Origin of the sequence: Paracidovorax citrulli (assembly GCF_900100305.1) — a bacterium.
GTDB classification, from domain to species: domain Bacteria; phylum Pseudomonadota; class Gammaproteobacteria; order Burkholderiales; family Burkholderiaceae_C; genus Paracidovorax; species Paracidovorax citrulli.
The window spans coordinates 104,972-118,666 of record NZ_FNEY01000004.1 but is presented as its reverse complement, the minus strand read 5'-3'; the positions used below and the strand labels follow the sequence as shown (position 1 = coordinate 118,666).

Sequence of the window (13,695 nt, the reverse complement as noted above, 5' to 3'; positions counted from 1 at the left end):
TCGCGCGTGCTCCGTCTGGACTGGTGCCGTCAGCCGATCACGCGCGTGGCGGATGCGTCGAGCCTGGGCGGGGTTTCGTAGGTGTGGAACGGCGCGGGCGACGGCACTTCCCACTCCAGGCCCTCGGCCGCTTCCCACGGGCGCTGCGGTGCGGGCTCGCCCTTGCCGCGCATGGCGGGCAGCACGACGGCGAGGAAGAAATACACCTGCATCAGCCCGAAACCGAAGGCCCCGATGGAGGCCACCATGTTGAAGTCGGCGAACTGCATGGGGTAGTCGGCATAGCGGCGCGGCATGCCGGCCAGCCCCAGGAAGTGCATCGGGAAGAAGGTGATGTTGAAGGTGATGAGCGAGCCCCAGAAGTGGATCTGGCCGCGGCGCTCCGAATACATCACGCCCGTCCATTTCGGGGCCCAGTAGTAGTAGGCCGCGAACATGGAGAACAGCGAGCCGGCCACCAGCACGTAGTGGAAGTGGGCCACCACGTAGTAGGTGTCCTGCAGCTGGATGTCGATGGGCGCCATCGACAGGATGAGGCCGGTGAAGCCGCCCATGGTGAACACGAAGATGAAGCCCACGGCGAACAGCATGGGCGTCTCGAAGGTCATGGAGCCGCGCCACATGGTGGCGATCCAGTTGAAGATCTTCACGGCCGTGGGCACGGAGATCAGCATGGTGGCGTACATGAAGAACAGCTGGCCCGTGACCGGCATGCCCGTGGTGAACATGTGGTGCGCCCACACGATGAACGACAGGATGGCGATGGACGAGGTGGCGTACACCATGGAGGCGTAGCCGAAGAGCTTCTTGCGGCTGAAGGCCGGCACGATCTGGCTGATGATGCCGAACGCCGGCAGGATCATGATGTACACCTCGGGGTGGCCGAAGAACCAGAAGATGTGCTGGTACATCACCGGGTCGCCGCCGCCTGCCGGGTTGAAGAAGCTGGTGCCGAAGTGCCGGTCGGTCAGCGTCATGGTGATGGCGCCGGCCAGCACGGGCATGACGGCGATCAGCAGGTAGGCGGTGATGAGCCAGGTCCAGCAGAACATGGGCATCTTCATGAGCGTCATGCCCGGCGCGCGCATGTTCAGGATGGTCACGATGATGTTGATCGAGCCCATGATGGACGAGGCGCCCAGGATGTGCATGGCGAAGATGCCGGCATCCATGGAGGGGCCCATCTGCAGCGTGAGCGGCGCGTAGAGCGTCCAGCCCGCGGCGGGGGCGCCGCCGGGCATGAAGAACGAGCTGACCAGCATCAGCGCGGCCGGGATCATCAGCCAGAAGCTGAAGTTGTTCATGCGCGCGAAGGCCATGTCGGATGCGCCGATCTGCAGCGGGATCATCCAGTTCGCGAAGCCCACGAAGGCCGGCATGATGGCCCCGAACACCATGATGAGACCGTGCATGGTGGTGAGCTGGTTGAAGAGCTCGGGGTTCACGATCTGCAGGCCGGGCTGAAACAGCTCGGCGCGGATCAGCAGCGCCAGGATGCCGCCGATCATCAGCATGGTGAACGAGAACAGCAGGTACAGCGTGCCGATGTCCTTGTGGTTGGTGGCGAACACCCAGCGGCGCCAGCCGGTCGGGCCATGGTGTGCATGGTCGTGGTCGTGGCCGCCGTGGTCATGGCCGGCGGCATGCCCGGTGGGGTCGAGAACTGCGCTCATGTCGGGTTCCTCAATGCTTTAGCTGTCTCACTTGCCGCGCTGGGCCACGATTTCCGCGGGCTGGACGATCTGGCCGGTCTTGTTGGACCAGGCGTTCTTCGTGTAGCTGACCACGGCCGCGAGGTCGGTGTCGCTCAGTTGCGCCCAGGAGGGCATGGCGCCGCCTGCCGCGCCCTTGAGCACGATCTGGATCTGCCTGGTGTGGTCCTCGTCCTTCACGATGGCCGAGCCGTCGAGGGGCTTGATGGGGCCGGCGCCCTTGCCGTTGGGCTGGTGGCAGGCGGCGCAGTTGGCGGCATAGACCTTCTCGCCGCGGGCCACGATGTCGGTCAGCGTCCAGACCTTGTTGGGATCGTCGGCCTTGGCGGCGGCCTTCTTCTTCTCGGCGGCGACCCACTGGGTGTAGTCGGCCGCGGAGAGCACCTTCACGTGGATGGGCATGTAGGCGTGCTCCTTGCCGCAGAGCTCGGCGCACTGCCCGTAGTAGTCGCCGACCTTGTCGGCGCGGAACCAGGTGTCGCGCACGAAGCCGGGGATCGCGTCCTGCTTGATGCCGAAGGCCGGCACCATGAACGAATGGATGACGTCGTTGGCGGTGGTGATCACGCGCACCTTCTTGCCCACGGGCACGACCAGGGGGTTGTCCACCTTGAGCAGGTAGTCCGGCGGCGCGTCGGCGACCCTGCCGCTGTCGGAGAGCCGGCGGTGGCTGTTGTCGAGCGTGGAGATGTAGGCCAGGCCCTGGCCCTCGCCGTTGATGTAGTCGTAGCCCCACTTCCACTGGTAGCCGGTGACCTTCACCGTGAGGTCGGCGTTGGTGGTGTCCTTCTGGGCGACGAGCACCTTGGTGGCCGGCAGGGCCATGAGGATCACGATGATGAAGGGAACGATGGTCCAGATCACCTCGACCGTGACGGACTCGTGGAAGTTGGCGGGCTTGGCGCCCTGCGACTTGCGGTGCTTCCAGATGGAATAGAACATCACCGAGAACACGCCCACGAAGATCAGCGTGCAGATGACGAGCATCATCCAGTGCAGGAAATGCTGCTCCTCGGCGATGCGCGTGACCGGGGGCGCGAGATTGAGCTGGCGCACGGCCGGGCCGCCGGGAAGGTCCTGCACCGCCTGCGCGGCGCCCCCCACCCATGCTCCGCACAGCAGCAGCAACGAAGGCAGCGGGTTGGAAATGCTTTTCTTCATAGTTCTCACTTCTCAGCCTCAATTAACCCTTTCCCCAGGGCGCGCCCGCGTGGGGTCGGGCGGCACCCGGGGGCATGCGGATTCCGACAGCCAGGGCGCAGCGGCCCCTGGCCACGGCGCCCCGGGTTCCGCACGAACCCGGCGTGATCGAACGCGCGGTGCCGGCAGCGCCGCGCGGGTGTCTCTCTCCTGTCCTTGCCTGCACCAGCCCGCTGCCCCGCGAGGCGGCCAGCCGTGCATGGCGCAGCATGCCGTCCCCGTGGCGCGATTGCAATAGCGCGGGCGCCATCCGCGGCCCGGCCCAGTACAAACCATGAGAAGGACGGAGGCGGCCGTGCGACAGACCGGCCTGGCGATGGCGCGCGAAGGCGCCACGCACTCGGGCAGGTGCGCGGCGCGGGGTGCGTGGCCCGTGCATGCTGCGCACGGGCCGGCCAGTCCCATAGCCCGCAAATTGTAGCTTGCGGTGGATTCGGGTCACGGGCCGTATCCGCCCGGGAAAACCCGCCGCGCGGGGCGGCGCCGGGCGGAGCCCGCCTTCAGGGCCCGGGCGTGCGCCCCTGGCGCAGCATGGCACGCATGTCCTGCAGCGAGACCGCGCTGCTTTCGCTCACCTTGAGCCGCGGCGCCGGTTTGAAGGCGTGGCCGTAGATGATCTCGAAGGTGAGCGCGAGCTGGCCGCCGTGTTCAGGGCTGGCGAGGCGTTCGGCCAGCGCCTGCTCGAGCCGGTCGCGCCAGGCGCGGCCCCGCAGCGCGGGAAAGCGCGCGGGGTGGAAGTTGCGGCCGAGTTCGCGCAACTCCTGCAGCAGCCGCGCGGGCGTGGCGAAGGTCAGGGTGATGCGCTCCATGTCCATCACCGGCTCCGCGAAGCCCTGCTGGACCAGCATGTCGCCCCAGTCGTGCATGTCGGTCATGGCGTGCCCCGCGGGCGGCCACCCCAGGGCCGCGTGGAGCGCGTGCAGCTCGCGCACGGTGTCGGGCCCCAGGCACGAGAACATCAGGTAGCCGTCCACGGCCAGCGCGCGGTGCCAGCGGGCGATCAGCGCCTGCGGATCGGCCGCGAGGTGCAGCGCCATGTTGGCCCAGAGCATCTGCACTCCGCCGTCGGGCGGCAGGCCGAACCGCGGCGCACCGGACGCCCAGCGCCCGGGGCTCCACCAGGGCCGCACGAGCGCCTCGCGTGCCGCCGGCAGGTGCTCCGGGGCGGTCTCGGCGATCCACGCCACGGCCCCGGGGTAGCGGCGGGCCACCAGGCCGTGCCCCTGCAGGCCGCCGCGCACCGGGTCCCAGTCGGCCCAGGCCGCGGGCGCCTGCCGGATCCACTGCAGCCGGTCTTCCATGCGGCGCGCGACCTCCTCGTGCAGCCACGGGGAGGCAGCGGGCGCGGCCGCATGCCAGCGCGCGGCGGCGGCCGGGTCGATGGTGGGGGGAAGCTGGCGGTCGGGGGGCGCGGACATCGGGTGGGGGGCGGGAAGCGGGTCGGGCAGTATATTGATGCCATGTGGAAGCAGTGGTTCTCGGGGATATCGGACGGGCTCGCCGCCGCCGTCCGGTCCGTGCCCAGCCAGTGCGCGGTCTGCCATGCCTGGCCGGCGCGCCGCGTGTGCGATGCCTGCGCCGAGCGCTTCGCCCAGCCGCGCCACCGGTGCGCGACCTGCGCCCTGCCCGTGCCTGCGAGCGTGCGCCAATGCGGGGAATGCCTGCGCGCCCCCCCGCCCCTGTCGGCCTGCGTCGCCGCGGTGGACTACGGCTACCCCTGGTCGGACGCGCTGGCCGAATTCAAATTCCGCTCCGACCCGGGCTGGGCCGCCAGCCTGGCCCTGCTGGCGCGCGCGGCGCCCTGGGCGGAGCCACTGCTCGATGCGGCGGACGCGGTGATGCCGGTCCCGCTGGCCCCGGAGCGGCTGCGCGAGCGCGGCTTCAACCAGTCGGCGCTGCTGGCGGCGGCCCTCTCGCCGCACCGCTGCGACGTGCGCACCCTGGTGCGCCTGCGCGCCGCGCCGGCGCAGAGCAGCCTGTCGCGCGCCGGGCGGCTGCGCAATCTGGACGGGGTGTTCGCCGTGGCGCCGGACCGCGCCGCACGGGTGCAGGGCCAAGGCATCGTGCTGGTGGACGACGTGATGACCACCGGCGCGACGCTGCATGCCGCCGCCCGCGTGCTGCTGCAGGCCGGTGCCGCACGGGTGGACGCGGTGGTGCTGGCGCGCACGGGCTGAAGGGCTGGAGCGGCCCGGGCCACCGCGTGCGGCACCGCGCGGCGCCATCGATACACTTTTTTGCAATCTGCTGTGCAGCATGCGGAGACGCCCGGGCCGCGCGGCCCACAATAGGTTCCATGTTCCACATCGTCCTCGTCGAGCCGGAAATTCCACCCAATACCGGCAATGTGATCCGGCTCGCCGCGAACACGGGCTGCATCCTGCATCTGGTGGAACCGCTGGGCTTCTCCATGGAAGACAAGCTCATGAAGCGCGCGGGCCTGGACTACCACGAGTACGCGGAAGTCCGGCAGCACGCAGGCTGGACGGCGTTCCTGCGCGACGCCCAGCCCAATCCCGAGCGCGTGTTCGCCATGACCACGCACGGCGTGCACACGGTCTATGAGAGCCTGTTCCTGCCGGGCGACTGGTTCGTGTTCGGGGCTGAAAGCCGCGGGTTGCCGCCGGAACTGCGGGACGCCTTCCCCCCCGCCCAGCGACTGCGCCTGCCGATGCTCCCGGGCCAGCGCAGCCTCAACCTGTCGAATGCCGTCGCCGTGACGGTGTACGAGGCCTGGCGGCAGAACGGCTTCGCCCTGCCCGAGCCGGCCTGACGCCTTCTTCGCACGGTCCTACCCCTGGGCCGCGGGTGTCCGCATGGCCTCTTCGATGGAGCGCCGCGTGCGCTGTCCCAGGAAGTCCAGGAAGGCCCGGGTGCGCGCGGGCATGAACTTGCGGCTGGGCAGCGCCGCATACAGCGTGAAACGCCCCGTGGTCCAGGGCTCCAGCACGCGCACGAGCCGTCCGCTGCGCAGATAAGGCGCCGTCAGGTCGAGCGGCTGCGAACTGATGCCCGCCCCGTCGAGCGTGGCGCGCAGCAGCGTGTCGATGTGGTTGGACACGCACACGGGCTGCACAGCGACCTCCACCGCCCGGCTTTCGTCGCCGCCTTCGAGCAGGCGCATCACGCCGGGTCGCGTTTCGGAGCGGCGACGCAGCAGGCACTGGTGGTGCTTCAGGTCTTCGGGTAGCTGCGGAATGCCGTGCGCGCGCAGGTATTCGGGCGAGGCGCAGACGATGCCGTCGAGCGAGACGATGGGCCGGGCGATGATGTTCGCGTTGAAGCGCTCGTCCGCTCCGAGCAGGGTGATGTCGTAGTCGCCGATGGGCGGGTCGAGCGAGGAATCGACGTGGATCTCCAGCGTGACCCGCGGATGGGCCTGGCGGAAACCCGAAACCAGCGGGGCAAGGATGTGCACGGCCAGTGCCGGAGGCGCGAGCAGGCGCAGCACCCCCGCGATCTCGGACGTGTGCGCCTGGGCGACGGCGAAGGCCTCGTCCACGTCGGCCAGGATGCTGCGCACCCGCAGCAGGTAGGCCTCTCCCGCTTCCGTGAGCGACACCTTGCGGGTGGTCCGCTGCAACAGCCGGGTGCCGATGTGGTCCTCGAGGTCGGCCACCAGCCGGGTGACGGTGGCGGGCGACAGGTCGAGCGCCCGCGCGGCAGCGGCGAAGCCCCCCTCGTCCGCCACGGACTGGAAAACGCGCATGGTGAGCAATCTATCCATGATCGCAATGAAGTGGGTTCATGAACTCAGATTATTTCAATTTCATGAATTAATCATTGCCGCAGATGCTGTTTTTCCGGGGGTTAACCCTGCGTACAGTCGAACCCATCGATGAGCGACCCGTCGGGCTCACCGAGGCAGGACAAGACCGGCGCCGCGCCTTCGCGCAGCAAGCCGGCCTTGCCCGGACATTCCCCGACGCACGGACAGACCGCCTGAAAGGACCACACCATGAACCGCAAGCCTCTTGCCATTGCCGCAGCCCTGCTCGCCCTGAGCGCCTTCTCCGCCCAGGCCGACACCGGCATCCAGGGCGACTGGAACAACTACCCGGCCGTGAACGACACCCCCAGCACGCTGACGCGCGAGGCCGTGATCGCCGATCTGGTGGCCGCCCGCCAGAACGGCACGATGCCGCGCGGCGGCGACTGGAGCGACGTACCCGCTCCGCTGGCCCTGTCCGGCGCTGCCGGCGGCGATACCCAGGTGGTGACCCGCGAACAGGTGCGCGCCGAAGCCATCGCGGCCGCCCGTTCGCACGAGATCGTCACCGGCGACCATTGAGCCGCTCCGCGGTGGCCCCGCGTCCTGGCGACGGGACGCGCGAGCACCGCACGCCCCCCGCAGCCCGCCCATGGCTTCCGCCCGGCGGGCTTTTCCACGCCCGCACGGTGCCCGTGCGGGCGGGCCGGCGTGCAGGCGGTCAGGGCTTCGCGCCGTAGTTGCGGGTGAGGGATTCGGCCACGCACACGGGCTTGTCGGCGCCCTCGCGCTCGATCGTGGCCTGCCAGGTCATCTGCACGCCATCGGGCGGCGCGGGCTCGCAGGCCTGCAGCGTGAGCCGTGCCCGCAACCGGCTGCCGACGGGCACGGGCGACATGAAGCGCACGCGGTTGAGACCGTAATTGACGCCCATGCGCGCGCCCTCGATATCGAAGGCCGCCTCGAAGAAGCGCGGCAGCAGCGACAGCGTCAGGAAGCCATGGGCGATGGGCCCGCCGAAAGGCCCTTGCGCGGCACGCTCCGGATCGACGTGGATCCACTGGTGGTCGCCCGTGGCTTCGGCGAACCGGTTCACCTGCTCCTGCGTGACGGTGATCCATTCGGTGACGGCCACCTCGCTGCCGACGCAGGCCGCCAGTTCGGAATACGAATGAAAGGTCTTCTTCATGCTCCGCACTGTAGTGCGCGGGCCGTGCCGCGGCGTGTCGGCCCGGCGACAGCGCGTCAGTCGCCGGAGAGCCAGTCGCAGATGGGCTTCCACTGCTCCAGGTCGCGCGCGACCCGGCCGGGCGAGACGTCGAAGAGCGACAGGCCCTGCGCCGCGAGGTGGATGTAGTTCTGGGTGTCGCGCAGCATGCCCAGCACGGGCAGCCCCAGCCCCTCCACGAACGCCTGCAGCTTGTCGGCTGCGATGGTGCGCGCGTCCACGCGCATGCCGACGATGCCGATCCGCGTGGACGCAGCCTGCCGGTGGGCCGCCAGTTCGTCGAGGAAGCTGCGGGTGGCGAAGATGTCGAAGACGCTGGGCTGCAGCGGCACCACCACCTTGTCGGCAAGCTTGAGTACCTCCTTGAGCGGCGCGCCGTGCAGGCCGGCCGGGGTGTCCAGCACCGCATGGGTGGCGTCGCGCGGGGGGCGCGGCACGGCGCCGGCGGGCGTTTCCCAGTCGGCGATGGGGCGCGCGGCCGGCGGCCGGAGGCTGCGCCAGAGGCGGGACGACTGCTGGGGGTCCAGGTCGCCGAGGGCGACGGCATGCCCCTGGCTCGCGAAATAGCCGGCCACGTTCATGGCTAGCGTGGACTTGCCGACACCCCCTTTGGGGTTTGCCACTGCGATCACGGGCATGTGCGACTCCTCGATGGCGAACTCGTTCGACGGGACGCCGATGGTAGCGCCACGGCGTGACGGCGCAAACCGTCTTCGGCCAATTCGGCGCCGTCAGGCGTGCTGCCCGCCGCGCCGCACGAAGAACAGCCCGGCGCCCACGGCCATGAGCAGGCCGCCGAAGACGCGGTTCTGGTTGCGTACCGCCCGGGGGCTGCGCAGCAGCCGCCGCAGCGCGCTGGCGCTGGCGGCATAGCCGTGCATGACGGTGAGGTCCACCACGACCATGGTGGCGCCCAGCGCGAGCAGTTGCGTCCACAGGGGCCGCGACTCCGTCAGGAACTGCGGCAGCACCGCGACCATGAAGATGATGCCCTTGGGGTTGGTGGCGTTGGTGAGGAAGCCGGCGGCGCAGCGGCGGCGCCAGGAGGCGGCGGGGGCGGCCCCTTCGTCGCCGAACACCGAGGCGCCGCCCGCGCGCCACTGGGTGAACCCGAGATAGATCAGGTAGCACGCGCCCATCACCTTCACCGCGCTGAACGCGGTCTCGGACGCCAGCAGCAGCGAGCCCACGCCGGCACCGGCGATCACCAGCACGAGCAGCAGGCCCAGCTGCAGGCCGAGGATGGTCGCGCCCGTGCGGCGCACGCCGTAGGCCAGCCCGTGGCTCATGGACAGCACGGCCCCCGAGCCGGGCGAGAGGGCGATGAGGCAGGCGGCGGCGGCGAAGGCGAGCCAGGTGTGGAAGTCCATGGGAAGGCAGCAGGAGAAAATGGAAAGGGGATGCCGCGCCGGCATGGCCGCCGACACGGTGGAGCATGTTAACGGGCACAATGCGCCGGCGCCCCCTCTTCCGCCTCCCCCTCCTCGTCCCTGCCGCTGCCGACACCGCGTCCATGGCCCACGCACCCACCTGGCTCACCTACGGATTCCTCTACCTCGGCGCCGCCGTACTGGCAGTGCCCGTCGCGCGCGCACTCGGGCTCGGCGCCATCATCGGCTATCTCGCGGCCGGCATTGCCATCGGCCCGTGGGGCCTGGGCCTGGTGAGCAATGTGCAGGACATCCTGCATTTCGCCGAGTTCGGCGTGGTGCTGATGCTGTTCCTCGTGGGGCTGGAGCTGCAGCCGAGCCGCCTCTGGAGCCTGCGGCGGCCGATCTTCGGGCTCGGCAGCGCGCAGGTGCTGGGCTGCGCGGCCCTGCTGTGGGCGGTGGCCTGGGCCTGCGGGCTGCCGTGGCGCGTGGCGCTGGTCGGGGCGCTGGGGCTGGCGCTGTCGTCCACCGCGATCGCGCTGCAGGTGCTGGCCGAGCGCAACCTGATGCGCACGGACAGCGGGCAGAAGGCGTTCTCGATCCTGCTCTTCCAGGACGTGGCGGCCATCCCCATCCTCGCGCTGCTGCCGCTGCTGGCCGCCGGCGCGGAGGGCGCGGGCGGCGCGGCGCAGCCCCACACGGCCAGCGGCCTGGCGCTGGAGGCCGCGAAGATCGTCGGCGTGGTGGGCGGGATCGTGCTGGGCGGGCGCCTGCTGCTGCGCCCGCTGCTGCGCTGGATCGCGCGCAGCCGCACGCCGGAGATCTTCACGGCCGCGGCGCTGCTGCTGGTGGTCGCCACGGCCATGCTGATGCTGGCCGTGGGCCTGTCGATGGCGCTGGGCGCCTTCCTCGCCGGCGTGCTGCTGGCCGAGAGCGAATACCGCCGCGAGCTGGAAACCGACCTGGAGCCGTTCAAGGGCCTGCTGCTGGGCCTGTTCTTCATGGCCGTGGGCATGACCATCGACTTCGGCGTGCTGATGCGCTCGCCCTGGACCATGCTGGCGCTGCTGTTCGGCTTCCTTGCCGTGAAGGCGGTGGTGATCCACACGCTCGCGCGCGCCACGGGCATGGCCTACCAGGAGCGGCCGGTGTTCACGCTGCTGCTGGCGCAGGGGGGCGAGTTCGCGTTCGTGGTGTTCCAGACGGCCGCGGGCGCGGGGGCCATCCCGGCCGAGACGTCCTCGCTGCTCATCGGCGCGGTGGCGCTGTCGATGCTGCTCAGCCCGCTGCTGCTCACCGCGCTCGACCGCGTGCTGCTGCGGCGCCATGCGCGCCTGGGCACCGAGCCACCGCCGGACGTGGAGGAGATCTCCGAGCCGCAGGAAGCGCCGGTGATCATCGCGGGCTTCGGCCGGTACGGGCAGATCGTGGCGCGCATGATGCTGGCGCAGGGCGTGCCGGCCACGGTGCTGGACCACAGCGTGGACATGCTGGAGGTGGCGCACACCTTCGGCTACCGCGTGTTCTACGGCGACGCCACGCGGCTGGACCTGCTGCGCATCGCGGGCGCGGCGCAGGCGCGCGTGCTGGTGGTGGCGGTGGACGACACCGAGCAGTCGCTCAAGATCGTGAAGATCGCGCGCAAGCATTTTCCGCAGCTGCAGATCGTGGCCCGCGCGCGCGACGTGACGCACTGGAATGCGCTGCGCGACCTGGGCGTGACGCGGGTCGAGCGCGAGGTGTTCGAGTCCAGCCTGAAGACCGCGCGCACCGTGCTGGAGGTGATGGGCATGCCCGCCGCGCAGGCCGAGGCGCTGGCGAACCGCTTCCGCCACCACAACATCGCCCTGGCCGACCGCATGTACCCCCACCACAAGGACCGCGCGAAAATGATCGCCGTGGCCCAGCAGGGCCGCCAGCAACTGGTGGAACAGATGGCCAAGGAGCGGCAGGAAATCGCCGCTGCCGCGGCGCAATCGGAGCAAGGTGGGGGCCTGCCGCCGGGCAGGCACTGAAGTCCCCTGAAAGGCCCGGGCCGGAACCGCAGGCCGCGGCTCGGCCTGCCCAGCGCATGGAAAAAAGGCCACGGCCCAGCCCCGCAGGCTGCGAAAAATCGTGCTCGACCGCCTTTACATGAATTTAAATACGAATTATTCTCAAAAAATTCATAGCTCCGATGCCACACGGGATTCCGGGATCCTTCCCGCGCCGGTGCGGCATCTTTTTTTCCGCCGTTCCATGATCCACCTCCGTCCCGGCGCAGCGTTTCAGCGCGCCGCCGCCCTGGCTTTGCCGCGCCGTCCTGCCCGCTCCACCCTCCCTGCGCTCCGCCTGGGCCGCCACGCCCTGACCCCGCTGGCGCTCTGCCTGTCGCAGGCCGCGTTCGCCCAGTCCGGCACCGCTGTGGACGGCACCGCGCAGTCTCCCGCGCAATTGCAGGAAGTGCGCATCAACGCCGGCACCGAGAAGGACGTGGGCTTCGCTCCGACCGAAGCCCAGACGGCCGGCAAGATGCCGATGCGCCGGCTGGAGACGCCGCAGTCGGTCGGCGTGGTGACGCGCGAGCAGATGGAGTCGCGCCAGATCACCAACCTGCAGCAGGCGCTGCAGACCGTGGCGGGCGTGAGCCCCGTGAACTTCGGCCGCCGCGGCGTGGACGACCTCAACATCCGCGGCTTCCGCTCCACCGAATCCGTGCTGATCGACGGGCTGGTGCAGAGCGTCGGCATGTGGACACGCCTGAACCCCTACGGCTACGAGCGTTTCGAGGTGCTCAAGGGTGCGGCATCGGTGCTCTACGGCCAGGTGCAGCCCGGCGGCATCGTCAACGCGGTGAGCAAGCGGCCCAGGCGCGAGGCGCTCACCGAGGTGGGCGTGGAGGTGGGCAGCTTCGGACAGCGCACGCTGCAGGCAGACCTGAACCGGCCGCTGAACGAATCCGGCAAGGCGGCCTTCCGCATCAACGCGCAGGTGGCCAACAGCGACGACCCGACCGATTTCATCTACCGCCGCGACCGCTGGATCGCGCCCTCGCTGTCGCTGGACTTAGGGCCGCAGACCGACCTGGTGGTGTTCGCCACCTACAACCAGAGCCAGTGGATGCGCCAGCAGGGCGTCACGCCCTACGGCACGGTGCTGCCCAACCGCAACGGCCCGGTGCGGCGCACGCTCTACACGGGCGACCCCAGCTTCGGCGGATACGACATCGAGACCAAGTCGCTGGGCTACGCGCTGGAGCACCGCTTCTCGCCCGCGCTCACGCTGCGCCAGAACGTGCGCTACGAGACCGAGGGCGGCACCGGCAACCTCGTCGCCAACTCCACGCTGCAATCGAACCAGCGCCTGCAGAACCGCACCGCCACGCGCCAGTACATGGACGACGAGATGCTGGCCACCGACACCTCGGTGCTGGCGAAGTTCGCGGCCCTCGGCGTGCAGCACCAGCTGGTGGCCGGGCTGGACGCGCGCACCGGCAAGAGCTGGCTGGGCCGCCGCACCTGCAGCATCGCGCCGATGGACCTGTTCAACCCGGTGTACGGCGTGGCGGCGCGCTGCCCCGCGGGGCTGACGATCGACGCGCCGGAGCGGCTCACCGTGGCGGGTCTCTACGCGCAGGACCAGATCAGGCTCACGCCGCAGTGGACCGTCCTGGCCGGCCTGCGCCGCGACTGGTCCACCAACACCATCGATGACCGCATCGCGCGGGAGAAGACACGGCAGAAGGACTCCGCCACCACGCTGTCCGCCGGCGTGGTGTACGAGTTCGTGCCCGGCTGGGCCGCCTACGCGAGCTACGGCGAATCGTTCCTGCCCGTGTCGGGCACCAGCTTCTCGGGCGCGCCGTTCGTTCCCGAAACCGGCAAGCAGTGGGAAACCGGCCTGAAGTACGAAGCTCCCGACCGCAGCGTCACCGGTTCGCTGGCCCTGTTCGACCTGAAGCGCAGCAACGTCACCACCGCCGACCCGGTGAACGCCACGTTCCAGGTGCAGACCGGAACGCAGCGCGCGCGCGGGCTGGAGCTGGAAGTGGGCGCCGAGCTGCAGCGCCACTGGAAGCTCACGGGCGCCTACACCTACACCGACTCGGAGGTCACGCGCGACAACAATGCCGCCATCGTCGGCAAGCCGCTCAACCTGACGCCGCGCAGCACGTTCGCCCTGTGGGCCACCTACCAGCTGCCGCAGATGCCGCAGCTCACGCTGGGCGCGGGCGCCCGCCACGTGACCCGGCAGGTCGGCTCCTATCCGTTCTCCCTGCCCGCCTACACGGTGGTGGATTTGTCCGTCGGCTACACCGGGCCCAGCTACCGCATCACGGCCGGCGTGAAGAACGTGTTCGACCGGGCCTACTACGACGGCGCGATCAACGCCAACGTCGTCTCGCCCTCGCTGCCGCGCAACTTCAGCGTAGGCCTGACGTACTTCTTCTGACGCCTGACGCTCCCGCCCTGCGCGGCGCCCTCCCGCCGCACGGCC

The 13,695-nt window shown here is 70.0% G+C and carries 12 protein-coding genes; 5 read left to right on the top strand and 7 right to left on the bottom strand.

Annotated features, from left to right (window positions below; translation table 11 throughout):
* Positions 1-29 precede the first annotated feature (29 nt).
* The 3 genes from ctaD to BLR99_RS04035 form a co-directional block, all read right to left on the bottom strand.
* A complete protein-coding gene (gene ctaD / locus BLR99_RS04045; RefSeq protein ID WP_011796936.1) occupies positions 30-1,673 on the bottom strand; it encodes a cytochrome c oxidase subunit I in 1,644 nt (547 codons plus the stop codon).
* 27 nt (positions 1,674-1,700) lie between these two features.
* Entirely contained in the window at positions 1,701-2,873 is a 1,173-nt protein-coding gene (gene coxB / locus BLR99_RS04040) for a cytochrome c oxidase subunit II (protein WP_011796937.1), read from the bottom strand.
* A 539-nt stretch (positions 2,874-3,412) separates the two neighbouring features.
* The gene (locus tag BLR99_RS04035; protein ID WP_011796938.1) at positions 3,413-4,330 is read right to left on the bottom strand and encodes a class I SAM-dependent methyltransferase; all 918 of its coding nucleotides are present in this window, start codon (positions 4,328-4,330) and stop codon (positions 3,413-3,415) included.
* A 42-nt stretch (positions 4,331-4,372) separates the two neighbouring features.
* On the opposite strand from BLR99_RS04035, the gene BLR99_RS04030 reads away from it, so the two are divergent.
* Entirely contained in the window at positions 4,373-5,089 is a 717-nt protein-coding gene (locus BLR99_RS04030) for a ComF family protein (RefSeq protein ID WP_046060799.1), read from the top strand.
* A 119-nt stretch (positions 5,090-5,208) separates the two neighbouring features.
* Entirely contained in the window at positions 5,209-5,685 is a 477-nt protein-coding gene (locus BLR99_RS04025; protein WP_011796940.1) for a tRNA (cytidine(34)-2'-O)-methyltransferase, read from the top strand.
* Between the two features lie 18 nt (positions 5,686-5,703).
* Here the strand turns inward: BLR99_RS04025 and BLR99_RS04020 are convergent, their stop codons facing one another.
* Positions 5,704-6,639, bottom strand: coding sequence for a LysR family transcriptional regulator (locus BLR99_RS04020; protein WP_017439526.1), 936 nt, complete (start codon positions 6,637-6,639; stop codon positions 5,704-5,706).
* 231 nt (positions 6,640-6,870) lie between these two features.
* On the opposite strand from BLR99_RS04020, the gene BLR99_RS04015 reads away from it, so the two are divergent.
* The gene (locus BLR99_RS04015) at positions 6,871-7,203 is read left to right on the top strand and encodes a DUF4148 domain-containing protein (protein ID WP_011796942.1); all 333 of its coding nucleotides are present in this window, start codon (positions 6,871-6,873) and stop codon (positions 7,201-7,203) included.
* A 139-nt stretch (positions 7,204-7,342) separates the two neighbouring features.
* Here the strand turns inward: BLR99_RS04015 and BLR99_RS04010 are convergent, their stop codons facing one another.
* From BLR99_RS04010 to BLR99_RS04000, 3 genes are all read right to left on the bottom strand, one after another.
* The gene (locus BLR99_RS04010) at positions 7,343-7,810 is read right to left on the bottom strand and encodes a MaoC family dehydratase (RefSeq protein ID WP_011796943.1); all 468 of its coding nucleotides are present in this window, start codon (positions 7,808-7,810) and stop codon (positions 7,343-7,345) included.
* Positions 7,811-7,866: 56 nt separating this feature from the next.
* Entirely contained in the window at positions 7,867-8,487 is a 621-nt protein-coding gene (locus BLR99_RS04005) for a nucleotide-binding protein (RefSeq protein ID WP_011796944.1), read from the bottom strand.
* 93 nt (positions 8,488-8,580) lie between these two features.
* The gene (locus tag BLR99_RS04000) at positions 8,581-9,219 is read right to left on the bottom strand and encodes a LysE family transporter (protein ID WP_011796945.1); all 639 of its coding nucleotides are present in this window, start codon (positions 9,217-9,219) and stop codon (positions 8,581-8,583) included.
* Positions 9,220-9,362: 143 nt separating this feature from the next.
* Between BLR99_RS04000 and kefC the strand changes: the two genes are divergently transcribed.
* Entirely contained in the window at positions 9,363-11,234 is a 1,872-nt protein-coding gene (gene kefC / locus BLR99_RS03995; protein WP_046060800.1) for a glutathione-regulated potassium-efflux system protein KefC, read from the top strand.
* Between the two features lie 223 nt (positions 11,235-11,457).
* Positions 11,458-13,650 carry a TonB-dependent siderophore receptor gene (locus BLR99_RS03990; protein WP_011796947.1) on the top strand — a complete coding sequence of 731 codons (2,193 nt, stop codon included), beginning with the start codon at positions 11,458-11,460 and terminating at the stop codon, positions 13,648-13,650.
* Positions 13,651-13,695: the final 45 nt, after the last annotated feature.